At 70.9% G+C, this 23581-nt stretch carries 17 protein-coding genes; 12 read left to right on the top strand and 5 right to left on the bottom strand.

Features of this window, described 5'->3' with window-relative positions; genetic code table 11:
- Both AC3A46_RS07175 and AC3A46_RS07170 read right to left on the bottom strand, forming a co-directional pair.
- The gene (locus AC3A46_RS07175) at positions 1-810 is read right to left on the bottom strand and encodes an IclR family transcriptional regulator (RefSeq protein WP_487664516.1); all 810 of its coding nucleotides are present in this window, start codon (positions 808-810) and stop codon (positions 1-3) included.
- Between the two features lie 39 nt (positions 811-849).
- Complete coding sequence (locus AC3A46_RS07170; RefSeq protein ID WP_487664515.1) at positions 850-1407, bottom strand: carboxymuconolactone decarboxylase family protein; 558 nt, start codon at positions 1405-1407, stop codon at positions 850-852.
- Positions 1408-1499: 92 nt separating this feature from the next.
- Here AC3A46_RS07170 and AC3A46_RS07165 point away from each other — a divergent pair, with 92 nt between their 5' ends.
- The 5 genes from AC3A46_RS07165 to AC3A46_RS07145 are packed head-to-tail and all read left to right on the top strand — an operon-like array spanning position 1500 to position 7631.
- Positions 1500-2282: an SDR family NAD(P)-dependent oxidoreductase gene (locus AC3A46_RS07165; RefSeq protein WP_487664514.1), complete on the top strand. Its 783-nt coding sequence runs from the start codon at positions 1500-1502 to the stop codon at positions 2280-2282.
- Between the two features lie 25 nt (positions 2283-2307).
- A complete protein-coding gene (locus tag AC3A46_RS07160) occupies positions 2308-3099 on the top strand; it encodes an SDR family NAD(P)-dependent oxidoreductase (protein ID WP_487664513.1) in 792 nt (263 codons plus the stop codon).
- Positions 3100-3130: 31 nt separating this feature from the next.
- Positions 3131-4006, top strand: coding sequence for a fumarylacetoacetate hydrolase family protein (locus AC3A46_RS07155; RefSeq protein WP_487664512.1), 876 nt, complete (start codon positions 3131-3133; stop codon positions 4004-4006).
- Positions 4003-4854 carry a fumarylacetoacetate hydrolase family protein gene (locus AC3A46_RS07150; RefSeq protein WP_487664511.1) on the top strand — a complete coding sequence of 284 codons (852 nt, stop codon included), beginning with the start codon at positions 4003-4005 and terminating at the stop codon, positions 4852-4854. The genes AC3A46_RS07155 and AC3A46_RS07150 overlap by 4 nt, the downstream gene beginning before the upstream one ends.
- A 53-nt stretch (positions 4855-4907) precedes the next feature.
- Complete coding sequence (locus AC3A46_RS07145) at positions 4908-7631, top strand: family 78 glycoside hydrolase catalytic domain (RefSeq protein WP_487664510.1); 2724 nt, start codon at positions 4908-4910, stop codon at positions 7629-7631.
- Here AC3A46_RS07145 and AC3A46_RS07140 read toward each other — a convergent pair.
- Together AC3A46_RS07140 and AC3A46_RS07135 are read right to left on the bottom strand one after the other, a co-directional pair.
- Positions 7594-7767 carry a hypothetical protein gene (locus AC3A46_RS07140; protein WP_487664509.1) on the bottom strand — a complete coding sequence of 58 codons (174 nt, stop codon included), beginning with the start codon at positions 7765-7767 and terminating at the stop codon, positions 7594-7596. The genes AC3A46_RS07145 and AC3A46_RS07140 overlap by 38 nt on opposite strands.
- A gap of 244 nt (positions 7768-8011) precedes the next feature.
- Complete coding sequence (locus AC3A46_RS07135) at positions 8012-9412, bottom strand: MFS transporter (RefSeq protein WP_487664508.1); 1401 nt, start codon at positions 9410-9412, stop codon at positions 8012-8014.
- A 198-nt stretch (positions 9413-9610) separates the two neighbouring features.
- Here AC3A46_RS07135 and AC3A46_RS07130 point away from each other — a divergent pair, with 198 nt between their 5' ends.
- The 5 genes from AC3A46_RS07130 to AC3A46_RS07110 all read left to right on the top strand — a co-directional run bounded on the left by AC3A46_RS07130 (position 9611) and on the right by AC3A46_RS07110 (position 13992).
- A complete protein-coding gene (locus AC3A46_RS07130) occupies positions 9611-10327 on the top strand; it encodes a GNAT family N-acetyltransferase (protein WP_487664507.1) in 717 nt (238 codons plus the stop codon).
- A gap of 142 nt (positions 10328-10469) precedes the next feature.
- Positions 10470-11447, top strand: coding sequence for a cyclase family protein (locus AC3A46_RS07125; protein ID WP_487664506.1), 978 nt, complete (start codon positions 10470-10472; stop codon positions 11445-11447).
- A 79-nt stretch (positions 11448-11526) separates the two neighbouring features.
- On the top strand, positions 11527-11826 hold the full coding sequence (locus AC3A46_RS07120; protein ID WP_487664505.1) for a hypothetical protein: 300 nt from the start codon (positions 11527-11529) through the stop codon (positions 11824-11826).
- 39 nt (positions 11827-11865) lie between these two features.
- A complete protein-coding gene (gene menC / locus AC3A46_RS07115; protein WP_487664504.1) occupies positions 11866-12999 on the top strand; it encodes an o-succinylbenzoate synthase in 1134 nt (377 codons plus the stop codon).
- Between the two features lie 147 nt (positions 13000-13146).
- Positions 13147-13992 carry a hypothetical protein gene (locus tag AC3A46_RS07110; RefSeq protein WP_487664503.1) on the top strand — a complete coding sequence of 282 codons (846 nt, stop codon included), beginning with the start codon at positions 13147-13149 and terminating at the stop codon, positions 13990-13992.
- A gap of 437 nt (positions 13993-14429) precedes the next feature.
- Here the strand turns inward: AC3A46_RS07110 and AC3A46_RS07105 are convergent, their stop codons facing one another.
- Positions 14430-20741: a rhamnogalacturonan lyase family protein gene (locus tag AC3A46_RS07105; protein WP_487664618.1), complete on the bottom strand. Its 6312-nt coding sequence runs from the start codon at positions 20739-20741 to the stop codon at positions 14430-14432.
- A 463-nt stretch (positions 20742-21204) separates the two neighbouring features.
- On the opposite strand from AC3A46_RS07105, the gene AC3A46_RS07100 reads away from it, so the two are divergent.
- The gene (locus tag AC3A46_RS07100; RefSeq protein ID WP_487664502.1) at positions 21205-23064 is read left to right on the top strand and encodes a vWA domain-containing protein; all 1860 of its coding nucleotides are present in this window, start codon (positions 21205-21207) and stop codon (positions 23062-23064) included.
- An 11-nt stretch (positions 23065-23075) separates the two neighbouring features.
- Positions 23076-23581: hypothetical protein (locus AC3A46_RS07095; RefSeq protein ID WP_487664501.1), on the top strand; the 506-nt coding region annotated here is incomplete at its 3' end.

Below are 23581 nucleotides of genomic sequence, written 5' to 3'. Positions count from 1 at the left end.
TCAGGTGGCGCGCAGGAGCCGCGAGATGTCGTCCGCCGTCGCCCGCAGGCGATCGAGGATCGGTCCGCGCAGCGAGGCGAGATCATGACGCTGCGTCGACACCGCGATGTTGATCGCGGCGGCGGGCTTCGCGGCATCCCGCCCGAAGACCGGCACCGACACCGAGCGCAGGCCGGCGGCGACCTCTTGGTCCTGCAGCGAATAGCCCCGCTCGCGGATGACGGCCAGGCGCTCGCGCAGTTCGTCGAGCGATGTCGCGGCGTTGGGGCCGGCATCCGTCCCGAAATCATGCGTCGCAAGGGTCGTGGCGAGTTCGTCGTCGCTCAGATAGGCCAGCAGGAGCTTGCCCATCGAGGTGTAGGCGGCAGGCAGCGTCGACCCGACCTGGATGTTCGCGGTGACGAGGTCCGAGTTGCGCAGGCGTGCGAGGTACAGCACCTGATCGCCGACGAGCACGCCGAGGTTGACGGTCTCGCCCGACTCTTCGGCGAGGTGGCGCAGCGGCTGCTCGCTGAGCTGGACGAGGCTCGACCCGCGCAGCGCAGCCGAGCCCAGCAGCAGCACCGCGACACCCGGACGGATGGCGCCGTCCGCCAGGCGCTCGAGGTAACCGCCCTCTTCGAGGGTCGCGACCACGCGGAAGGCGGTCGGCATCGGGATGCGCGTGCGCTCGCTGATGTCGCGGAGCTTGAGCGACGTGACGGACTCGTCGAAGAGCCGCAGGACGTCGAGTCCTTTCGCGAGCGCCTCGATGCGATAGCGGCTCGGCGACTTCTCGGCGGACTCGCTCGGGGTGTCTTCGGCTTTCATCGTGTGAAACCGTATCTCTCGGTCCGGAGGGGTGCAATCTCAGCCGTCGACGCGGAACACGCGCAGCTGCAGGGCGAGGGTGGCGTAGTAGCCGACGAGCGTCGTGAGCTCGAACACGACGGCTGCACCGAGGGCGACGGATGCCGTGTCCCACAGTTCGTCGTCGAGATCGCCGCCGACCAGCTGGAGGGTGACGGCGGCGACGAGACCTTCGTCGCCCTCGAAGGGCGTGATGTCGCCCGCCCGCAACGCGGCCAGCTCGGCGTCGCCGAGGCCCGCAGCGGCGCCCACCGCCTCGTGGGCTTCGCGCTCGAAGGCGCTGTTCCAGTGGGTCGCGACCAGCAGGATCGCGAGCTCGCGCGCGCGATCGGTGAGCGCACCCCGGTAACGGATGGCGGACCCGACGTGCTGCAGCGGGCCGCCCAGGTCGGGTGCGAGCAGAAGGGCGTTGAAGGGGCCGCGCAGCGAACCATCCGGACTGGTCAGGGCGAAGTGCTGCGGGCCCTGCGCGCGCGGCCCGCCGGCGATCGCGCCGTACAGGTCGGCCTGAGCGGGGGAGAGGTCCTCGGGGCGGAGCGGGGGAACGCGGGGCGGCATCTGTCTCCTCCATTTGACGAATCGCTGGGATCAGCCTACATTCAATCAACGAAAGTCGCTTTCACCCAATGAACTCGATTGCGAGAGACGTCATGGCAGACACCCTCCAGGCCGCGAAGGCCGCATGGCTCGGACTCGAGGGCGCGCGCGTGCTCGTCGCCGGAGCCGGCGGGATCGGCGGAGCGTGCGCGCTCGCGTACGCCGAGGCGGGGGCAACCGTCGCCGTCGTCGACCGCGATCAGCGCGCGCTGGACGCGATCGGCGCCGACCTCGATGCCACGGGGGCGCGGTACGCGCTCCTCCAGGCCGACCTCACCGAGCACGGCGCGGGGGAGCGGGTCGTGGCCGACGCCGTCGAAGAGCTGGGCGGCCTCGACGTGCTGCTCCATGCCGTCGGCATCAATGACCGGCGTCCGATCCTCGAGTTCACCGAGGACGAGTGGGACCACATCCTGCGGGTCAACCTGTCGTCCCTCTTCGGGCTGGCGCAGGCAGCCGGCCGGCACATGGTCGCGCAGGGCCACGGCCGCGTGCTCGCGCTGTCGAGCGTCTCCGGACTGCTGGCCCACCACTCCCACGGGCCCTACGCGGCCTCGAAGGGCGGGATCAACCAGCTCCTGCGGGTCATGGCGCGCGAGTGGGCCGCGTCGGGCGTCACGGTGAACGCCCTGGCGCCGGGCTACATCGAGACGCCGCTCACCGCCGGCGAGCTCGCCAAACCCGGCAAGCGCAAGGACCTCGAGAGCCTCGTCCCTGCCGGCCGTCTCGGCACGCCCGACGAGCTCACCGGCCCCGCACTCTTCCTGTCCTCACGGCATGCCGGGTTCGTCACCGGCCATGTCATGTACATCGACGGCGGACGCACGCTCGTCTGAGCGCGCTCGACGATTGGAGAACCCGATGACCGACCCCACCCCGCAGATCTTCCCGCGCTTCGCCGGCAAGACCGTGCTCGTCACCGGTGCCGGCACCGGCTTCGGCGCCGAGATCGCCGTGCGCGCCGCACAGGAGGGCGCGAAGGTCGCCGTCCACTACCGCTCCTCGAAGGCGGGCGCCGAGGCGACCCTCCAGCGCATCCGCGAGGCGGGCAGCGACGGCATCCTGGTGCAGGCCGACATCGGCTCGTGGGACCAGATCAAGCGCATGGCCGACGAGGTGTGGGCCGCGTTCGGCACGCTCGACGTGCTCGTCAACAACGTCGGCGACGTCTCGAGCGAGCAGATGAACTGGGACGAGCTCACGCAGGAGGCCCTCGACGCCGTCATCGACATCGACGTCAAGGGCACGCTCCTCATGACGCACGAGTTCGGCGAGCGGATGCTGGCGCAGGGGCACGGCAACATCGTGCAGGTCGGCTCGACCGTGATCGTGCGCGGCTCGGCGCGGGCGCCGCAGTACGCCGCGGCGAAGTACGCGATCCTCGGCATCACGAAGTCCTACGCCAAGGCGTTCGCCCCCGCCGTGCGTGTCAACACCTTCGCGCCCGGGTTCATGGAGACCGAGCGGCTGCTGAACCGCGAGGACTGGAAGAACGGCCGCCGCGAGGTGCTGCTGTCGCAGACGCCGATGGGCGTCATCCCGCCGCCCGAGTTCGTCACCGGTGCCTGCCTGTGGCTCGCGACCGACGAGGCGGCCCACCTGACCGGCGGCTACATGCTCGCCGACGGCGGATTCAACATGGTCGGCGCCTGAGCGCCCGCCCGATATCTAGGAGACAGAACCCATGAAGCTCATCACCTTCGACGGCGGACGCGTCGGCCGGCTGGAACTCGAGGAAGGCGTCGTGATCGAGCTCGACGTCCCCTCGACCCGCGAGTACTTCGAGCGGGGCGGCCAGGTCACCGAGACCGGCGAGCGCCTCGCGTACGCCGACGTGAAGCTCGAGGCGCCCATCCGCCCCAAGAAGTTCTTCCACACCGCGGGCAACTTCGCCGACCATCACAACGAGCTCGAGGCCGTCAACTGGTCGCACCCCGTCCACAAGGGCATCGTGTTCTTCCAGAACGTCGACGCGATCATCGGCCCCGACGACGACATCGTCTACCCGGACCACCTCACGAAGGAGATGGACTACGAGCTCGAGCTCGCCATCATCATCGGCAAGTCGGGCAAGTTCTTCGGACCCGACGAGGCCGACGACTACATCGCGGGCTTCACCGTGTTCAACGACATCTCGGCGCGCGACATCCAGCGCAAGGAGATGGAGTCGGGCGTCTTCTCGTTCTCGAAGGCGATCGACACGTTCTGCCCCATCGGCCCGTGGATCGTCACGCGCGACGAGGTGCCCGACATGCACGAGCTGCCGATGCAGCTGCGTGTGAACGGCGAGGTGCGCCAGCAGGGCAACACGAACCAGACCCGCATCAAGTTCCCGCACCTGGTGGCCTACCACTCGCCGCAGATCTACAGCGCCGGCGACATCATCACGACCGGCACGATCTCGGGCGTCGCGGCCATCCAGGACAACCCGTTCGACTTCTACCTGAAGCCCGGTGACCGGATCGAGGCCGAGATCACCGGCATCGGGACGCTGCGCAACACGGTCATCAGCTGGGAGGACCGCTACGGCGAGCCCGCGCCGCAGCGGGTCGACTGGTGAGGCTCGCGAACCTCGCCGGTCGCGCGGTCGTCGTCATCGGCGACCGCGCGGTCGACGTCGAGCAGGCATCGGACGGTCGCTTCGGTTCGGACCCCCAGGCGCTGTTCGACGACTGGCAGGCGTTCGCGGAGTGGGCGTCGGCGGTTCCGGATGCTGCGGCCGCAGCATCCATCGCCTTCGAGGCGACCCGACTCGGCGCGCCGGTGCCTCGCCCGCGGCAGGTGTTCGCGATCGGGTTGAACTACGCCGAGCACGCCGCCGAGGCGGGGTACCCGCCGGATGAGATGCCGGTGACGTTCACGAAGTTCCCGTCGTCGATCGTCGGCCCGGAGTCCGTGGTGGAGCTGCCCGAGGGCCACGTCGACTGGGAGGTCGAGCTCGTCGTGGTGATCGGCCGGGAGGCCCACCGTGTCGACCGCGAGCGCGCGTGGGAACATGTCGCCGGGCTCACGATCGGCCAGGACCTGTCGGAGCGCGTCACGCAGCTGCAGGGCTCGGCCCCGCAGTTCAGCCTCGGCAAGTCCTTCCCCGGCTTCGGGCCGACCGGTCCGTGGCTCGTGACGCCCGACGAGCTCGTCGACCGCGACGACCTCGCGATCTCGTGCAGCCTGTCGGGCGAGGGCATGCAGACCTCGCGGACGTCGATGATGCTCTACGACGTGCCCGAGCTGCTGGTGCGGCTGTCGGCGGTCTGCCCGCTGCTGCCGGGCGACATCATCTTCTCGGGCACGCCGTCGGGCATCGGCAACCGCCGCACGCCGCCGCGGTTCATCGGCCCGGACGACGTGCTCGTGAGCGAGATCGAGGGCATCGGCACCCTCACCACGCGCTTCACGTCAGCGCCCTGACCCCACCCGGTCGCCGAGTCCGTCGAAGCGCCCGGCACCTTCTGCGAGGACACATGACACCGTACGACCTGCGCGTCGAACACCTCCGCGCCCCGATCGCCCTCGGAACATGGCAGCCGCGGCTTTCGTGGCTCGTCGACCACGCGCGCGCGGCGTGCGAGCTGGAGGTGTCGACCGGGGGCAGGCTCGTCTGGGCGAGCGGTGTGATCGAGACCGCCGACGCCGCACCTGTCGTCTACGCCGGCGAGCCGCTGACCTCGAACACCGTCTACGAATGGCGCGTGCGCAGTCGTCCGTCGGGCGGCGAATGGTCGGACTGGGCCACCTCGACGTTCGAGACGTCGCTGCTGGATGCCTCCGACTGGGTCGCGCCCTGGATCGAGCCCAGGCAGCAGGACGCGGTCATCGAGCGGTGGAGCATCGTCGACTGGATCCGCGGACTCGGACCCGACTCGCCGCCCGAAGAGCGCCTGCGGCCCCCGCAGCTGCTGCGGCAGGCGTTCGAGATCGGTCCCGGCGTCGTCCGGGCGCGGCTGTTCGCCACCGCTCGCGGCGTGTACTCCGCGTCCGTCAACGGCCGGCGCGCGGACGACCAGGTGCTCGCCCCCGGATTCGACAGCTACGAGCACCGCATCTCGTTCACGTCGTCCGACGTGACGGCGGCGCTCGTCGAGGGCGAGAACGTCCTCGGGCTGGCGCTGGCAGACGGCTGGTGGGCCGGCCGGATGGGCCTCACCGGATCCAGCGCGCAGTTCGGCACCCGCACATCGGCCATCTGGCAGCTGCACGTCGACTACGCCGATGGCACGACCCAGCTCGTGACCTCCGGCGCCGATGTGCGCAGCGCGCCCGGGCCGTGGGCGTACGCCGATCTGTTCGTCGGCGAGAGCTTCGATCGTCGCGCGGTGCCGTCGGGCTGGGACCGACCCGGATTCGACGACGGCGGATGGATGCCGGTGGCCGAGGTCGGCACCGATCACGCCGTCCTGGTGCCGTTCCGCGGCGAGCCGGTGCGCCGGGTGCTCGAGGTGCGCCCGGTCGCGCTCGTCGAGACCGCGCAGGGCACGATCGTGGACTTCGGCCAGGTGCTCGTCGGTCGCGTGTGGGTGCGTCTGCGCGACATGACCGCAGGTCAGCGCGTCACGATCGAGCACACCGAGACGCTCGCGGCCGACGGCTCGTGGTTCGCCAACATCGTCGGCATCAACAAGGAGCAGACGGACGTCTTCGTCTCGGCCGGCGGAGCGGACGAGTGGGAGCCCGAGTTCACGTTCCACGGCTTCCGTTACGCGCGCATCAGCGGCCTGACGGCGGAGCTCTCGGCCGACGATGTCGTCGCCGTCGTGATCGCGAGCGATCTGGAGCAGACCGGCTCGTTCGAGGCATCCGATCCCCGTCTCGACCGTCTTCATCAGAACGTCGTCTGGAGTCAGCGCGGCAACTTCCTGTCGGTGCCGACCGACTGCCCGCAGCGCGAGCGGGCGGGCTGGACCGGCGACATCCAGGCGTTCGCCGCGGCGGCGACGAACAACGCGCAGGTGGTCCCCTTCCTCGAGCGGTGGCTCGACAACCTGCGCGCCGACCAGCTGCCCGACGGCCGCATCCCGATCTTCTCGCCGCGTTCGCCGTTCGACGCCGAGGCGGCCGCCTCCGCTCAGGGGATCGGCTCGATCGTGGCCGCCGCGGGCTGGAGCGACGCCATCGCGATCGTGCCGTGGACGCTCTACGAGCGCACCGGCGACCGCCGCGTGCTCGAGGAGAACCTCGACGCGATGCTCCGGTGGATCGAGTACCAGCGCCGGGCCGCGGCGGCCGAGCTCCCGGAGGCCCTCCATGGCCTCGATCTGCCCGACGAGCGCAGGCGCAACCAGGCGCTGCTCTACAACACCGGCGCGCACTTCGGCGACTGGCTGACCCCGAGCACGATGGAGGGGCGGCCGACGCACGAGGCGATCGGCATCGCGCCGGCCCTCACCAGCGAGTACCTTGCGCCGATGTTCCAGGCGAACACCCTCACGATCGCCGCTCAGGCGGCCGGAGTACTCGGACGACCCACGGATGCCGCCGACCTCGCCGAGCGGGCAGCTCGGGTGCGTGCCGCCTTCGCCGCCGAGTACGTCGACGCCGACGGCGACCTGCCGGTGCGCCTCCAGGGTGTCTACGTCGTCGCGCTCGCGTTCGACATGGTGCCTGCCGGGCTGCGCGCCCGCACCGCCGCGCGGCTCGTCGAACTCGTCCACGAGCGCGGCGACCGGCTCGACACCGGCTTCCTCTCGACGCCGTACCTGCTCGATGTGCTGTGCGATCACGGTCACCCCGAACTCGCCCGCACCCTGCTGTGGCAGTCCGAGATGCCGTCGTGGCTCTACGAGGTCGACAACGGCGCGACGACGATCTGGGAGACGTGGGATGCGATCGCGCCGGACGGCTCGATCCGCCCGATGTCGTTCAACCACTATGCGCCCGGCAGCGTCGACGACTTCCTCTATCGTCGGGTCGCCGGCATCCGTCCCACCGCAGCCGGCTATCGCACCGCCGTCATCGAGCCCGACTTCGAGGCCGGGCTGGACCATGTGCGCGCGCACGTCGGCACGCCCTACGGGCAGCTCGGCGTGGAGTGGACGGTCGCCGGCGATGCAGCATCCGTGATCGTCGACGTGCCGCATGGCGTGACCGCCCGGCTGGCGACGCCCCACGGAGAGATCGCGCTGGCGCCCGGGCGCTCGCGCCACTCGCTGCCTATCGGACTCCCCGCATCAGCTTCAGCACCGGCTTGACCGCGGCAAGCAGCGCGAGGCCCAGCACGATCGCGATGCCGCCGAGGACCGTGAAGTAGGGGATCTCGTTCTCGGGGTCGTAGAACTGGGCTGCGGGGGCCTCACAGAACGGCACGCACATGCGGATCGGCGTCATCGGCGGCGCCGCGCGCCTTGCTGGGTGACGTACGACGATGAGCTGCCGCAGCCGTCGACGCGACCGCGACCTACCGGAACGGCCTCGTCGCCACCGAGTCACTTCGCGCGCAGCAACGTGGTCTTCCTCAGTTGAGGGTCTGCGCCGACGTGAGGAGCCACAGGCCGGGTGTGCTCCGCATCTCGGCACTGCTCCTCATCTGAGGACGGGGGTTCTCCGCCGACGAACGCGCGGAGCGGCGCCATCACTCCGGGAGGGACGGATGCCGCTCCTGCGGTGCGTGGTGGCGAGGGATGAACAGCGCGACCAGCAGGGCGACGAGCGCCGCCCCGCCGCCGAGCAGGAACGAGATGTGGAACGCCGCCGGATCGGGCACCGGCACGCCGTCGACCTCGACCGCGAAGGTCGCGAGCACCGCGCCGATCACGGCCGCGGCGGTGCTGGTGCCGAGCGAGCGGAACAGCGCGTTGAGGCCGTTGGACGCGCCCGTCTCGGACTGCGGCACCGAGCGCATGATGAGCATCGGCATCGCCGCGTAGCCGAAGCCGATGCCGAAGCCGATGCCGATGTTCGCCACGAGGATCTGCCACACCTCGCTCGCGAACAGGAGGGTGAACGCGTAGGTGACGACGAGCGCGATGGCGCCGACCACGAGGAGGAGCTTCGGCCCGACCGTGCGCGCGAGCTGCCCTGAGAAGGGCGAGAGCACCATCATCACGAGACCTGCCGGCATCACGATGAGGCTCGCGGCCACGAGCGACAGGCCGAACCCGCCTGCCGCGGTCGGCAGTTCGAGCATCTGCGGGTAGATCACGTTCGACGCGAACAGCGAGAAGCCGAACGCGATCGAGGCGAGGTTGGTGAGCAGCACGGGGCGCCGCGCCGCGACGCGGAGGTCGAGCAGCGGGTCCGTGATGCGCAATTCGTACCAGCCCCACAGCAGCAGCACGGCGAGGCCGCCGAGGCCGCACGCGAGCACCACGGGGGAGGTCCAGCCCCACTCGTTGCCCCGCGACACCGCGAGCAGCACGCCGACGAGTCCGACGGCGAGGCCGGCCGCGCCGAGGTAGTCGAACTTCCCGCCCGTGCGCAGCGCACTCACCGGCACGATCCACAGCACGAGGGCGAAGACGATCACGCCGAGGCCGGCGGCGACCCAGAACAGCACGTGCCAGTCGCTGCGCTCGGTGATGAAGGCGCTGATCGGAAGCCCCAGCGCACCGCCCACGCCGAGCGTGGCGCTGATGAGGGCGATGGCGGAGTCGACCCGGTCTTCGTGCAGCACGTCGCGCAGGATCGAGATGCCGAGGGGGATCACGCCGGTCACGGCGCCCTGCAGCGTACGCCCGACGATCACACCGACGATGCCGGGGGAGGCGGCGGCGATCACCGATCCGACGACCAGCAGGGCCAGCAGCACCAGCACGATGCGGCGCTTGCCGTACATGTCGCCGAGGCGTCCGGCGATCGGGGTCATCACCGCAGCCGCGAGAAGGGTCGAGGTGACGACCCACGCGGTGTCGTCGCGGCTCGCGTTCAGGAGCTCCGGCAGCTTCGACTGGATGGGCACGACCAGCGTGAACATGAACGACGACGCGAGCCCCGCGATCGCCAGGACCGCCACGATGGCGCCCTGGCGAGGCATCCGGGTGAGTCTTCTTCTCGCGTCCTCGTCACCCGTGCCCATCAGTTCAGGCTATCTGGGGCTGCGAGCACCGGGCTCCGCGGCGTGGGGTGCAGAACTCCTTCGATTCCGCGCCGGACAGCGGTGCCGTGCGGGGTTCCGCGATGCGCGGGCCGGATCGGAGGAGTCCTGCCGGGCCTGCGGGTGCAGACTTAGCACATGCCCGAGACCGCGACGCCGCCCGGCATCGACATCCGCTTCCTCGACACGGTCGAAGAGGTCCACCGCGCGTCCGCCGTGCTCGCCGAGGTGTGGGGCGGCGACCGGGGCGGCATGCCGCCGAACCTGCTGCGCGCCCTCGCCCACGCCGGCAACTACGCCGTCGGCCTGTACGACGAGGAGCGGATGGTCGGGGCGTCCGTCGCGTTCTTCGCGGAGCCCGCCGCGCGCTCGATGCACAGCCACATCACGGGCGTGCTCCCCGACCACCAGTCGCAGGGGCTGGGCCGCGTGCTCAAGCGGCACCAGCAGGAGTGGGCGCTCGCACGAGGCGTCGGTCACATCACGTGGACGTTCGACCCGCTCGTCGCGCGCAACGCCCACTTCAACCTGCGCGTGCTCGGCACGCGGGTCACCGAATACCTCGTCAACCACTACGGGCCGATGGACGACGGCGTCAACCGCGGCGACGAGACCGACCGCATCATGGTGTCGTGGGCGCTCGCCGCGCCGCCCATGCCCACCCCCGAGGACGAGCGCGTGGTCGCCTCGGTCGAGATCCCGCACGACATCGAGATCCTCCGCCGCGAGACGCCGGTGGATGCCGCGGTCTGGCGCGCACGCGTGCGCGAGCAGCTCGTCGGGCACCTGGCCGAGGGCCTCGTCATCGGCGGCTTCGACGACGCGCGGGGGTACCTGCTCGTTCCCGGTCGTTGAGCGGAAGGCGCTCCCGCGCGAAGCCGAAACGCGACGAGTCTTCGAGAACGCCCCACGCGTTTCGACTCGCACGCTCGCTCAACGACCGGAATTCGGCGATGAGTGGCAGTCCGCGCGGGCGCTGCGCCCCTACGCTGACCGCATGCCCGAATACCGCGCCCACTTCGACTTCGACATCCGCTTCGCCAACGGCGGCGGTCTCGCCGGCACGGGGTTCCGGCTGGACCTTCCGCGCGCGGATGCCACCGAGGACGAGATCGCGCGCCTGCTGATCGCCCACCTCGGGCTGGCGCTCGTCGACGAGGTGGAGCTGCGGGGCCTGCGCATCGTCGAGGAGCCGCACCGCGGCAGCAGGGGAGTGGATGCCGCGTCCCCGGCCGCCGGCGGCACGCGCGTGGTCGATCTCAGCCACCCGATCCGCGCTGGCCTCGTCACCTACCCCGGCCTTCCCGCGCCCACGATCACGCCCCACCTCACGCGGGAGGACTCGCGCGCCCGCTACGCGCCGGGGACGGAGTTCGCGATGGACGTCATCCACATGATCGGCAACACCGGCACCTACCTCGACTCGCCGTTCCACCGGTACGCCGACGGCACCGACCTGGCGGGTCTCGAGCTGTCGTCGCTCGTCGGCCTGCGCGCCGAGGTGTTCCACCTCGAGGACGCGTGGGATGCTCCCCACGACCTCTCCACGCAGCGCTGGCGCGCTGCGCGGAGCCTCGGGTCGTGTGGGCCCACCCGTCGAGGCATTTCTTCCGCCACGCTCGCCGATCGCGACGTGCGCGGCGCGGCCGTCCTGCTGCACACCGGCTGGGACCGCTGGTTCGGGCAGCCGGAGTACGGGGCCGGGGCACCGTACCTCACGGGCGAGGCCGCGCAGTGGCTCATCGACGCGGGGGCCGTGCTCGTCGGCATCGACTCGGTGAACATCGACGACACCGAGTCGGGCGGCGAGCGGCCCGCGCACTCGCTGCTGCTCGGCGCCGGCGTGCATGTCGTCGAGCACCTGACGAACCTCGGCTCGGTGCCGCCGCGCGGCGCGCGGTTCACCGCGGCGCCGCCCGCCGTCGAGGGGTTCGGCACCTTCCCGGTGCGCGCCTTCGCCGAACTCCCCGCGTGACCCCGGACTGACCGCCCGAGCCGTCCGCCGCGCCCGCGAGATCATCACCGATGTCGGAACCCCCTCGTACCGTGGCGTCATGGACGGGTACGCAGGTGTACCGATCAGTTCGTTCGCCGATCAGTCGGCCCACGAAGAGCTGGCCCTCGCGACGCGGCGGGTGATGTATCAGCACCGCCCCGAGCATCTCCTCTTCTACGAACGAGGAGGAACCATGCGCGAGCACATCGAGACCCTGATCGTCGCTCTGAGCGACGCGCTGCGGGGAACGGCGCACCACACGGCGCCGGCAGAACCGCGTCGCCGGCGGCCGCGGGTCGCCCGGTCCACGTACGTCCCGGTCCTCCGGGACGCCCAGGCCGCGCGCTTCGCGCACTGATCGCCTCGCTCCGTCGCCGGCCGGGCGTACGCTGAGCGCATGCCCATCGCCCGGCCGGCGGCATCCGTCACCCTCGAAGGATTCGAGCTGCGGGTGCTGCACCTGCCGCTCGTCGCCCCCTTCACCACGTCGTTCGGCACCGAGACGGTGCGTGAGGTCATCGTCGTGCGGGCGCTCACCGCTGACGGCGACGGCTGGGGCGAAGTCGTCACGCAGGCCGATCCGCTGTACTCGAGCGAGTACACCCAGGGCGCGTGGGACGTCGCGCTGCGCTTCCTCGCGCCGGCACTCCTCGACCGGGAGCACCTCGCGCCCGAGGAGGTCGCGAGCGTGCTCGAGCCCTTCAAGGGCCACCGCATGGCCAAGGCCGGACTCGAGCTCGCCGTGCTCGATGCGGCGCTGCGCGCCGAGGGACGCAGCTTCGCCGAGTACGCCGGGGCGGTGCGCGACCGTGTGCCGAGCGGGGTGTCGGTCGGCATCCAGCGCGACCCCGCGGCGCTCGTCGAGACCGTGCGCGGCTACCTCGACGAGGGCTACGTGCGCATCAAGATCAAGATCAAGCCCGGGCGCGACGTCGGTGACACGGCCGCCGTGCGCGACGCCTTCGGCGCGATCCCGCTGCAGGTCGATGCGAACTCCGCCTTCACGATGGCGGATGCCGACACGCTCGCCGAGCTCGACCGCTTCGACCTGCTCCTCATCGAGCAACCGCTGCAGGAGGACGACCTCGTCGACCACGCGACGCTCGCTCGGCGCCTGCGCACCCCCGTCTGCCTCGACGAGTCCATCGTGTCCGACAAGGCGGCGGCCGACGCCCTCGCGCTGGGGTCGGCATCCGTCATCAACATCAAGGCCGGCCGGGTCGGCGGCTACGTCGAAGCGGTCAAGATCCACGACCGCTGCCTCGCGGCCGGCGTGCCGGTGTGGTGCGGCGGCATGCTCGAGACCGGCATCGGCCGTGCCGCGAATGCTGCCCTCGCGGCGCTCCCCGGCTTCACGCTGCCGGGCGACGTCTCGGCCTCGAGCCGCTTCTACACGCGCGACATCGTCACCGAGCCTGCCGTGCTCGAAGACGGGTACGTGCGGGTGCCGATCGGTCACGGCCTGGGCGTCGACATCGACCCGGTGGCGCTCGAGGACTTCACCGTCGCCCGTGAGACGCTGACGCGGTGACCATCACGGAGTATCGTGCAGCGGCCACGGAGTGCGGAACTCCTCACAATCGGTGAGCGGATGCCGCGACGCAGCGGAGACACCAGGAGATCGGGAGACCGCGGCAGGATGCGTTCCCGGCATGCTCGCGGGCGCGCAGCGCTCTCGATGGCGGTCGCCGGAGTCCTGGCCCTCGGCGGCTGCGCGGCCACGCCAGGCACCGATCCCCTCGCACAGCCGACGGTTCCCGCCGGGGTGAGCGTCGAGCTCGCGCAGCTGCGCGCCGACGTCGCGCCGCGGCAGGCGCAGGTGCGGGTGGTGAACCGATCCGCCGAGCAGCTGGTGATCGGCGAGGTGCGGGTGCAGGACGCTCGCTTCGACGGCCCGGCGACGAGGGTCGTGGCGGGGCGCACCAGCACGGTCCGCGCCGGCGGTGGAGTCGACATCCGCGTGCAGCTTCCGCCGGTCGCGTGCGGGGCGTCCGACGAGGGGCAGCCGGTCGTTGTGCTCGAGGTCATCGAGGAGTCGGGCGCGCACGAGATCGAAGCAGCCGCGACCGACCCGCTGGGATTCGTCGCCCCACTCCACGCTCGCGAGTGCCTGCGCGAGCGACTGGCGGATGCCGCGACCCTCGCCTTCACAGGGTTCCAGGCGTCCGCCCCCGGCGAGCCGGCCGCACTCGAGCTGACCGTCACCCCGGCCGGTGGCGCCGCCGCCACGATCGCGGGCGTGCAGGGCACGAACCTCCTCGACTTCGGATCTGCCACCGTGGACGGGGCGTTCCCGCTCGACCTCGAGGTCGCCGAGGGTGACGAGACGCCGATCGTCATCACGCTGCCGATCGTGCCGTTCCGCTGCGACCCGCACGCCGTGCAAGAGGACAAGCGCGGCACGATCTTCGACGTGCGCGTCGAGGTGGCGGGGGAGCCCGGCGAGATCGAGCTGTTCGTCGGCGATGAGCTGCGCGGCCGGATCCTGTCGTGGGTCGCGGCCTGGTGCGGATTCGGCGGCTGAGCTCAGAGTCGTCGCCGCGTTCGGCGCGTTTCGACTCGCAAGCTCGCTCAACGACCGGGACCTGAGTATCGGTCGTTGAGTGAAGCGCGCTCTGGCGACTCGCAAGCTCGCTCGACGACCGGGACCTGAGTATCGGTCGTTGAGCGAAGCGCGCTCTGGCGACTCGCAAGCTCGCTCGACGACCGGAACCTGAGTATCGGTCGTTGAGCGAAGCGCGCTCTGGCGACTCGCAAGCTCGCTCGACGACCGGGTCCTGAGTATCGGTCGTTGAGCGAAGCGCGCTCTGGCGACTCGCAAGCTCGTTCGACGACCGGAACCTGAGTGTCGGTCGTTGAGCGAAGCGCGCTCTGGCGCGCGAAGTCGAAACGCCCGGGGCCCGGCGCAGACGCGAAGCGGCCGGCCGCCCGAGGGCGACCGGCCGCATTCCCGGAGTCCGGCTACTTCACCGTGACCGTGATCGCCTTGGAGCTGGTCGCTCCGGCGGCGTTCGCGAACTCGGCGACGTAGGTGTAGGTGCCGGGTGCGCGTCCCGCGATGGCGGTCTTCGCCTGCTGCGCGTTCGGGGAGGCGGCGGTGAGCGACTGCTCGTCGATCACCGTGCCGTTCTCGAACAGGCGGTAGGTGGTGGCGTTGGTGCCCCACCACAGGTCGGCGGTGACGGTGTAGTTGCCGTCCTTGTCCCAGTTGTCGTGCGAGAGGACGGGTGCCGCGGGTGCGGCGTCCTTCACCTTCACCGTGACCGAGGTGGTCGCGGTGGTGCCCTTCGCGTTGATGAGCTCGCCGGTGTACACGTAGGTGCCGTTGGGCTTGCCCGACACGTCGACGGTCGACAGCTGCGCCTTCGGCGAGTTCGCGTCGAGCAGCTTCGTCGAGACGAGGGTGCCGTTCTCGTACAGCTTGTACACCGCGCCGTTGACCCCCGACCAGAGGTTCATCGAGACCGTGAACGTGCCGTCGTGCAGGCCGTCCTCCCAACCGGAGTCCGTCGACAGCACACCGCGACCGGGCTTGGCGGCGGCGCCTTCGTCGTCGAACACCAGCAGCTGCACCGACGCGGCGGTGACGAGGCCGTCGTGGTTGACCGCGTTCACCGTCACGGTGTGCGGGCCGACGAGCTCCGCCAGCGCGATGACCTGACCCGGCGCGACCGGCTCGCCGTCGAACGCGATGTCGAGGTTTCGCACGCCCGACTCCGGGTCGCCCGCACTCACCCCCACCGTGAATGTCGCCGTGCTCGGCAGCAGCGTGCCGTCCGCGGGCAGCCCCGACAGCACCGGTGCGGTGGTGTCCGCCGCCCCCGAGGGGTCACCGGTGACCGCGATGCGCGGAGCAGGCGGTTCGGCCATCCCGTCGCCCAGGAAGAACGACGTCTGCGGCGGCTGGTTGTAGCCGGTGTTCTGCCACGCGACCGACAGGCGGTAGACCGGGTCGTGCATCAGCGTGCGAATGCGCAGGTCGGTCTCGTCGGTGGTCGAGTAGATCCGCAGCTCGCTCGAGTCCGCCGAGCGCCATGCGATCTCCTCGCGCCAGTCGCCGAACAGGTCGGCCTGCAGGTTGGGTGTGCCCTTCGTCGAGTTGTTCGAGCGTGCGCCGTCGGCCTTCACGATCACGTCGGCGGAGCCGGTCTCCCAGTTCCACTCGGCGATCGTCGGCACGCCCTGGGACGTGGTCGCGTTCCAGTCGTGGTCGACGATCTCGCGGAGCGGGTCGCCGTCGAACCACGCGAGGAAGTTCGCCGCGGGGATCTTCTCGCCGATGAGCTCGCCCGTGGACGACTTCAGCTGCCCGACCGGGGAGTTCCACGCGGCGTCGCCGCCGATGGCCCACCCCTCGGCCCCGGCGTAGCGGGGATCGATGTCGCCGGATGCCGCGCGGCCGGTGTCCTTCACCGCGGGGATCGACCACAGCACCTCGCCCGTGCGCGCGTCGCGCATGGTCGCGCCGAGGTTGCCCGAGTTGCCCATGTCCTCGTGGGCTGCGAAGACCTCGAGGCCGGGGTTCGAGGGGACGAGATCCGACACGTGGATCGCGTCGCCGTGGCCGAGCCCGGTGGAGTAGAGCAGCTCCCCGTCGTCGTCGACCGTCGCCGAGCCGTAGACGACCTCGTCCTTGGCGTCGCCGTCCACGTCGGCCACCGACAGGTTGTGGTTGCCCATGCCGTAGAAGCCCTCGTTGCCGTCCTCGTTCGAGTCGAGCACCCACCGCTGGGTGAGCTGCGAGCCGTCGAAGTCGTACGCCGCCATCACCGCGCGGGTGTAGTATCCGCGGCTGAAGACCGCGCTCGGGTGCTCGCCGTCGAGGTACGCCGTCGCCGCCAGGAACCGGTCCACCCGGTTGCCATAGGCGTCGCCCCAGGCTCCGACGTCGCCGCGAGCGGGCACGTAGTCCACCGTGTCGATCGCCGCTCCGGTCAGGCCGTCGAACACCGTGAGGTATTCGGGGCCCGTGAGCACGTAGCCCGAGCTGTTGCGGTAGTCGGCGCTGGCGTTGCCGATCGGCTGGCCGATGCCGTCGATCGTGCCGTCACCGGTCTTCATCATGAGCTCGGCACGTCCGTCGCCGTCGTAGTCGTACACCTGGAACTGCGTATAGTGCGCGCCGGCCCGGATGTTCACGCCCAGATCGATGCGCCACAGCCGCGTGCCGTCGAGCCGGTAGGCGTCGAGGTACACGTTGCCGGTGTAGCCGGCCTGCGAGTTGTCCTTCGCGTTGGACGGGTCCCACTTCACCAGCAGCTCGTACTGGCCGTCGCCGTCCACGTCGCCCACGCTCGTGTCGTTGGCGGAGTAGGTGTACGGCTGGCCGTCCTTGCTGTAGGCGTCGGCCGGCTTGTCGAGCGGCACCGACCGGTACGCACCGGTCTGCACCCCGAACGAGTCGGTCTCGGTGGTCTCGACGCCGTCCAGCACCTTGGTGATGAAGTAGACGGATGCTGCGGCCCCGGCCTCGTCGAGATAGTTCGTCGAGTCGGTGATCGGCGTCGACGTGATCCGCGCGCCGTCACGGTAGACGTGGAAGGCGACGCTGTCGGGATCGGTGCCGAGCATGCGCCACGACACCAGGTTCCCGGCATCCGTGTCCACGGCCGCCGGGGCACGGTCGAGGTACTCGGCCTGCCGCTGCAGCACCGTCACCGCCTCGGTGCCGAGCTGCGCCGACGCGGCGCCGGCGCCGCCCGCGTTCACCGCGACCACCGTGTAGAAGTACGGGATCGTGGTGAGCACGTCGGTGTCGGTGTAGCGGCTCGCGTCGGCCACGCCGATCAGCTCGCCGCGCTCGCCCTCGACCTCGGAGCGGAACACCAGGTAGTACAGCGCGCCCAGCGGCTGTGCCCAGGAGAACTCCACCGCTCGCTTGTCGATGCTCTCGACGGAGAGCCCCGACGGGGCCGCGGGCGGCGTGACGTCGGCGTCGACGAACGAGACCTCGACGGTCGCCGACGGCACCGACTCGAGCTTCGTCTGGTCGACCGCGGTCACGTGGTACGCGTAGTCGAGGCCGACGCGGGCCGTCGTGTCGACGAACGCCGGCTCGCTCACCGCGGCGACGAGCACGGGCTTGGTGTCGAACGGCGAGGTCCGGTACACGTTCCAGGTGAGGCCGGGCTCGGCGTCCCATGCCAGCGACACACTCGGCGCCGCCGGGTCGGCGTTCACGTCGGCGACCTCGAGACCCACGGGTCCGAGCAGGATCGGTGTGATCTCCAGGCCGTTCAGGCGCGTGCCCGCCGCGGCGCCGTACGCCTCGACGTCGAGCTGCCCGTCGGTGACGAGGAACGGGCCGCGCAGCGTCTCGTTGACCGCGCCGCGCCCCGCGTTGCCGGTGCCGGCCTCCTTGCCTTCGACGCGGAAGGTCGTGCGGGTCGAGCCGATCCAGTCGCCCGAGTAGGTCTTGACCGAGTACGTGCCGTTCGGGACGTCGAGGGCGAAGGTGGAGCTGTCGCCCGGGAGCACGAAGTCGCGCACCAGGTCGTTCGAGCCTTCGGCGGCGCCGCGGTCACGACCGGCTCCAGCGGGAAGGGTGTTGAGGAACCCGTAGCCGCGGTCGGCGGTGTAGGCCGTGTTCGGGTTCACTTCGGTGTAGCCCGCCATCAGCGGGTTGCCCGCGAGCTGGAAGTCGTACTTGTACAGCGCCTGCTTGGTCGTGAAGGTCACGGCGGCGCTCGGCGCGGACTCGCCGCGGCCGTTCACGGCGACCACGCGGTACCGGTAGCCGGTGCCCTCGGCGAGGCCCTGAACGATCGAGCTCGTCTGCGTCACCATGCCGACGAGCGTCCACTCGGGCTCGGGGTCGGCCACGGCCTGGCGGTAGATCTTGTAGATGTCGGCCGTGGGCGACGCGTCCCACTGCAGCGTCGCGCCGCCGTTGCTGATCGCTCCGGCCACCACGTTCTGCGGCGCGACCGGCACGTCGGCGGGCGGCGCGACGTCGGCGACCTTCGCGGCGAGCGGGGTGTCGAGGTCTGCGACGTCCTGCGCGATCAGGCGTGCCAGCTGGATGGCGCCGTACTCCTGGAAGTGCGTGTCGTCGACGATGCCGGCGGGACGGTTCGGGAAGACGCCCGGGTCCACGTGCAGGAACACGGCCTTCGCCGCCTCCGGGCCGATCTCGTTCAGGTACGCGCGGCTGGACGCCGACAGGTCGACGAGCAGCACGTCCTCCTCGGCGGCGAGCTCCTTCATCTTCTCGACGTACTCGGGGAAGCTCACGTTGAACAGTCCCGTGGCCGCGTCGAAGCTGCGGCGCGAGACAGGCGTGACCAGGATCGGCGTCGCACCGCGCTGACGCGCGCCCTCGACGTAGACCCGCAGGTACTCCTTGTAGTCCGCCGGGCTCGCGTACCGGTCGTCGACACCCTGGGTCGCGTCGTTGTGCCCGAACTGCACGAACAGATAGTCGCCGGGACGGATGCTGCGCAGCACCTCGTCGAGACGTCCCTGCGTGATGAAGTTCTTCGACGAGCGACCGCCGATCGCGTGGTTGGCGAAGGCGACGTCGTCGGCGAAGAACCGGTCGATCATCTGGCCCCAGCCGGCCTGCGGCGCGTAGGCGATGGGGTCGTAGGTCTGCACGGTCGAGTCGCCGGTGATGAAGGCCGTCGAGAGGGCTCCGGCGACACGGGCCGGCAGGCGCGTGATGGTCAGCGCATTGACGGCAGGGGCGTCGCCCGCGAACTGCAGCGTCAGCGTGCCGTCGACGAGGGCGATCGTGAAGGACATGTCGAGGAACGCGCCCGCGGCCTGCGGGTTCGCCAGCACCTTGGCGATGCTCTCGGCCGTCACGGTGGTCGTGGTCGCCGCCTGGGCGTCGCCCGAGACCAGGCGCACAGAGTAGTCGCCGGCACCGAGGGCGACCTCGAAGGTCGAGCCGGCCGCGGCGACGAAGTCGCCCCGCAGCGCGTCGGAGCCGCCGCGGTCGACGTCCGGCGTCGCCGAGGTGGGCGCGGTCGAGAAGCCGTAGCCCCACTCCGGGTTGTACGCCGTCGCCGACGTCACCGGCAGTGCGCCGTCGGCCACCTGGCCTGGGCCGAAGTCGAACGTCACGACGTCACCGGCCGGAAGCGGCGCCGGCGCGGTGTAGGCGTTCGAGGTGACGGGTGCCGAGGCCGGCGAGGAGCCCGCTTGGTTCCGGGCGGTGACGCGGTAGGTCCACTGCTGCGCCGTGTCGGCGGCATCCGTGTATCCGGGCGTCGTGACCGTCGTCCGCACGGAGAAGACGCCATCGGCGCCGGCGCGCTCGACGACGTACTCGTCGCCGTTCGCGACGGCCGACCACGACAGCGCGACCGCGTCGCGGGTGACCTGCGCCACGGCGAGGTCGGCCGGCGCCACCGGCGCGACGAGCTCAGGGACGATGCCCGAGCGCACCTCGGCCGACAGGGTGGAGGCCACGCCGTCGTCGTTCACGGCGACGACCGCGTAGGCGTACGAAGCGCCCTCGGCGACCGAGGTGTCGCTGTAGGAGGGGTCGGTGGTCTCGGCGATCTGCGCGAAGTCACCGGTGGTGTCGTTCGCGACGGGCGCGCGGAGCACCCGGTACTTCGTCGCGCCGTCGACGGCGGTCCACGCGAGGTCGACGCCGTTCCAGGCGACGCGGGTCGTGGCGAGGCCGGTCGGGGCGTCGGGAACGATCGGCGCGACGACGAGACCGTTGACGAAGGCACCGAGCCCCGAGCCGGTGAAGCCCACCGTGAGCTGGCCGTCGGTGACGGCGGTGGTGAACGTCGCGGTCGTGTTGAGTCCGCGCGCCGAGGTCAGGCGGGTCTGGGCGACGCCCTCGAGCGTCACGGTGGCGTTGGTCCCGGATGCGGAGCTCAACCCGTCGCCCACGGTCACCGTGACCTCGTAGTCGCCCTCGGGCAGGCCGTCGAGCTGGAAGCCCCAGTTCGTGCCGGCGATGAAGTCGTCCTCCATCGGGCCGGCGGGGGAGTCGTCGGTGCCGCGGTCGCGGTCGAAGAGCGTGACGCCGTCGGGCACGGTGATGCCCCAGCCCGCCTCAGCGGTGTACAGCGATGTCGTGCGCACCTGCTGCCAGCCCTCGGCGACCGCGCTCGTCGCAGTCCCGAAGTCGAAGCGCCATGCTCCGTCGTCGGCCGGGGGGAGCAGAGCCGCGGCGGGGGTCGCGGTGATGAGAGCTGCGACCACGGCGGTGGCGCCGGCGATCGCGGTCAGTCGAAGCCCGCGGCGAGGTGCGCGGGCCGCGGGGGCGTGTTCTGCGGGTCGCGTCGCGCCATCGGCGCGTGCGGACACGTGGGGCACGGTTCCTCCTGTTGTCAGCATCGGCAAAGGATGACGGCGCACGCCGCGGCATCGCGGCATCCATCGTCGTGAACCGGGCGCGTACGGACTCGAGCCCTGTCCGGTGGAGCGCGGCTGGGGCCGCGGTCCGGGTTTGTTGTCAACCGCACGGAAAGCGTATTCCAGCCACGGTCGCTCGCAGTCTGGCACGGGTGCCCGCGGTGTGGCAAGGACTTCGTGAAACGTTTTTACGATGTGGCCTGCCGCCTTGCGCCGACGCGCCACCGTGTCTTAGGGTTCCTGGCGAGCGCTTTCCCATACCCCCGTCGCCGACGCGTATACGGACCGTGTCGGCGGCGGGCTCCGCCGCCCCGCCGGCGCCACGTCGACGCGACCAGGCAGTGCCGCGTCCGTGCGGACGGGGAGGTGTGCCGATCGTCTGTGCGCCCGCGACCGGGAGCCTTAGGCTTCTGCCATGCCCGCACGAAGCCGGCGCTCGCCCGCCGACAGCTCGACCCTCGCCTGGATCCGACCGCGTCTGCTCGCGGGCGCGACGGTGCTGATCGCCTCGGCCATCGCTCTGACCGGCTGCTTCGGCGCCGACCCCGTGGTCGAGGAGTCGGGCGGCGGCGATTTCGCCGACGACGGCTGCACGAGCGTCGTCGTGGCGACCTCGTCCGAGAAGGTCAACATGCTGGACGCGCTGGCCGACGCCTTCAAGGACTCGTCGCAGCACGAGCAGCTCGCCGAATGCGCGACCGTGCATCCGATCAACGTCTCGTCGGGTGACGCGACCCGGTTCCTCACGGCGGGTGGCGACTGGCCCGACGACGACACACGCCGCTGGCCCACGATGTGGTCGCCCGCGTCGACGGTGTGGACCGATCGGGTCGCGGCCGCAGCATCCGCTTCCCTCGTCGGCGAGCCCGAATCGTTCACGCACACGCCGGTCGTCTTCGGCGTGCCCGAGACGATGGCGAAGGCGCTCGGCTATCCGGCATCGCCGATCGGCATCGCCGACTTCGAGGCGCTCTGCCAGGACCCCGCGGGCTGGGCGGGCGTCGGCAAGCCGCTGTGGGGCTCGTTCAAGATCTCGAAGACGAACCCCAATACGTCGACGACCGGGCTCTCGGCGATCCTGATGCAGTCGTACGAGGCATCCGGCAAGAACGCCGATCTCACGGCTGCCGACGTGGCCGCCGCGGCCGAGTTCTCGCGCGTGTTCGAGGAGTGCGTGATCCACTACGGCGACACCACCGGCAAGGTGCTGACGCGGCTCTACGACGAGACGCAGAACGGCGCCGGCGGCTCGGGGTACGTGTCGGCGGTGGCGCTCGAAGAGACCTCGCTGCTCAACTACAACCAGGGCAACCCCGACTCGCACACGGTTCAGCCGGGTGAGACGCTGACGCCTCCGAAGGAGAAGCTGGTCGCCGTGTACCCGTCGGGCGGCTCGATGTGGTCCGACAACCCGATCACCGTGCTCGGCGCCGACTGGGTGACGCCCGAGCAGGCCGAGGCGGGCGCGGCGTTCGCCGCCTTCCTGCAGACCGACGCGGCGCAGAAGATCCTGCCCGAGTACGGCTTCCGCCCGCTGGATGCCTCGGCGCCGCTGGGCGACCTCTTCACGGCGGAGTACGGCGTCGATCCCGCCGGGCCCGCGGTCACCCTGCCGAAGCCGGCCGTCGACGTGGTATCGGCCGCCATCGACCAGTGGACGCAGATCCGCAAGCCCTCGTCGGTGCTCGAGGTGATCGACATCTCCGGCTCGATGGACGAGGCGATCGGCGACGGCCGCTCGAAGCTCGACGGCGCGATCGAGGGCGCGCAGGCGACCCTCGGCCACTTCCGCTCCTCGGACGAGGTCGGGGTGTGGGCGTTCACCACCGGCGTCGAGTCGGAGGCCGGGAAGAACATCGTCGTGCTGCGTGACGTCGAGCCGCTGGCATCCGACCGTGAGTCCGTGGACTCGTCGCTCGACGACCTGCGCTTCGCCCATCGCGACGGCACCCCGCTGTACGACGCGATCGCCGCGGCCTACGACGAGATGGTCGCGCGGGCACAGCCGGGGCGCATCAACGCGATCGTGCTGCTGTCGGACGGCCAGGACACCGACTCCGAGATCTCGCTCGACTCGCTCGTCGCGAAGATCGGCGCCGCGTCGAAGGAGGGCGGCGACGAGGCGCCGGTGCGCATCTTCCCGATCGCGTACGGCGAAGGCGCCGACACCGGCGCTCTGCAGCGCATCGCCGAGGCGACCGGCGGCCAGTGGTTCGACGCGTCCGACGCCGCGAAGATCGACCTCGTCTTCGCGTCCGTGATCAACAACTTCTGAACGGCGGACGGATGCTGACGCTCGCTGACGCCGAGGGGTACATCGACGAGGCGGCCGCAGCCCTCGCGCAGGGCAACGTGTACGTCTCGCCGGAGATCTCCGACTCGGCGGCGCTCGCGGCGAAGCTGGATCAGCAGATCGGCGACTCGTCGGTGGCCGTCGCCGTGTTCTCGTCGAACGCCGCCCTGGAGGGCTCGAGCACCGAGATCCTGCGGGACCTCGCCGCTCCGGCAGACCCCGGGGCGCCGACCTACGACACCGTCATCGTTGCGGTGGGCGAGGATCTGGTCGCCGGGTCGAACGTGCTCCCCACAGGCGAGGCGATGCGGATCGCGAACGAGGCCGAGGCATCGGCGGATTCCTTGGATGCTGCGCTCACAGAGACCGTGCAGGGCGTCGTCGCCGCGGCACCCGCTGACGCGGGCCAGGGGGGCGGGGTAGACGGCGGCCTCCTCGTCGGCGGCGCGCTGGGCCTGGTCGTGCTCGTGGCCGCGGGCGGCGCGCTGTGGGCGGTGCT

The organism is Microbacterium sp. Soil_C_42 (genome assembly GCF_057656735.1).
This window is presented reverse-complemented; position numbering and strand designations above follow the sequence as displayed.

Bases quoted from the DNA above. Each gene is read 5' to 3' on its own strand.
- AC3A46_RS07170 (WP_487664515.1), bottom strand. From the start codon at position 1,407: ATGCCGCCCCGCGTTCCCCCGCTCCGCCCCGAGGACCTCTCCCCCGCT.
- AC3A46_RS07130 (WP_487664507.1), top strand. From the start codon at position 9,611: ATGCCCGAGACCGCGACGCCGCCCGGCATCGACATCCGCTTCCTCGAC.
- AC3A46_RS07175 (WP_487664516.1), bottom strand. From the start codon at position 810: ATGAAAGCCGAAGACACCCCGAGCGAGTCCGCCGAGAAGTCGCCGAGC.
- AC3A46_RS07120 (WP_487664505.1), top strand. From the start codon at position 11,527: ATGGACGGGTACGCAGGTGTACCGATCAGTTCGTTCGCCGATCAGTCG.
- AC3A46_RS07135 (WP_487664508.1), bottom strand. From the start codon at position 9,412: ATGCCTCGCCAGGGCGCCATCGTGGCGGTCCTGGCGATCGCGGGGCTC.
- AC3A46_RS07110 (WP_487664503.1), top strand. From the start codon at position 13,147: ATGGCGGTCGCCGGAGTCCTGGCCCTCGGCGGCTGCGCGGCCACGCCA.
- AC3A46_RS07125 (WP_487664506.1), top strand. From the start codon at position 10,470: ATGCCCGAATACCGCGCCCACTTCGACTTCGACATCCGCTTCGCCAAC.
- AC3A46_RS07145 (WP_487664510.1), top strand. From the start codon at position 4,908: ATGACACCGTACGACCTGCGCGTCGAACACCTCCGCGCCCCGATCGCC.
- AC3A46_RS07100 (WP_487664502.1), top strand. From the start codon at position 21,205: ATGCCCGCACGAAGCCGGCGCTCGCCCGCCGACAGCTCGACCCTCGCC.
- AC3A46_RS07140 (WP_487664509.1), bottom strand. From the start codon at position 7,767: ATGACGCCGATCCGCATGTGCGTGCCGTTCTGTGAGGCCCCCGCAGCC.
- AC3A46_RS07165 (WP_487664514.1), top strand. From the start codon at position 1,500: ATGGCAGACACCCTCCAGGCCGCGAAGGCCGCATGGCTCGGACTCGAG.
- menC (WP_487664504.1), top strand. From the start codon at position 11,866: ATGCCCATCGCCCGGCCGGCGGCATCCGTCACCCTCGAAGGATTCGAG.
- AC3A46_RS07160 (WP_487664513.1), top strand. From the start codon at position 2,308: ATGACCGACCCCACCCCGCAGATCTTCCCGCGCTTCGCCGGCAAGACC.
- AC3A46_RS07155 (WP_487664512.1), top strand. From the start codon at position 3,131: ATGAAGCTCATCACCTTCGACGGCGGACGCGTCGGCCGGCTGGAACTC.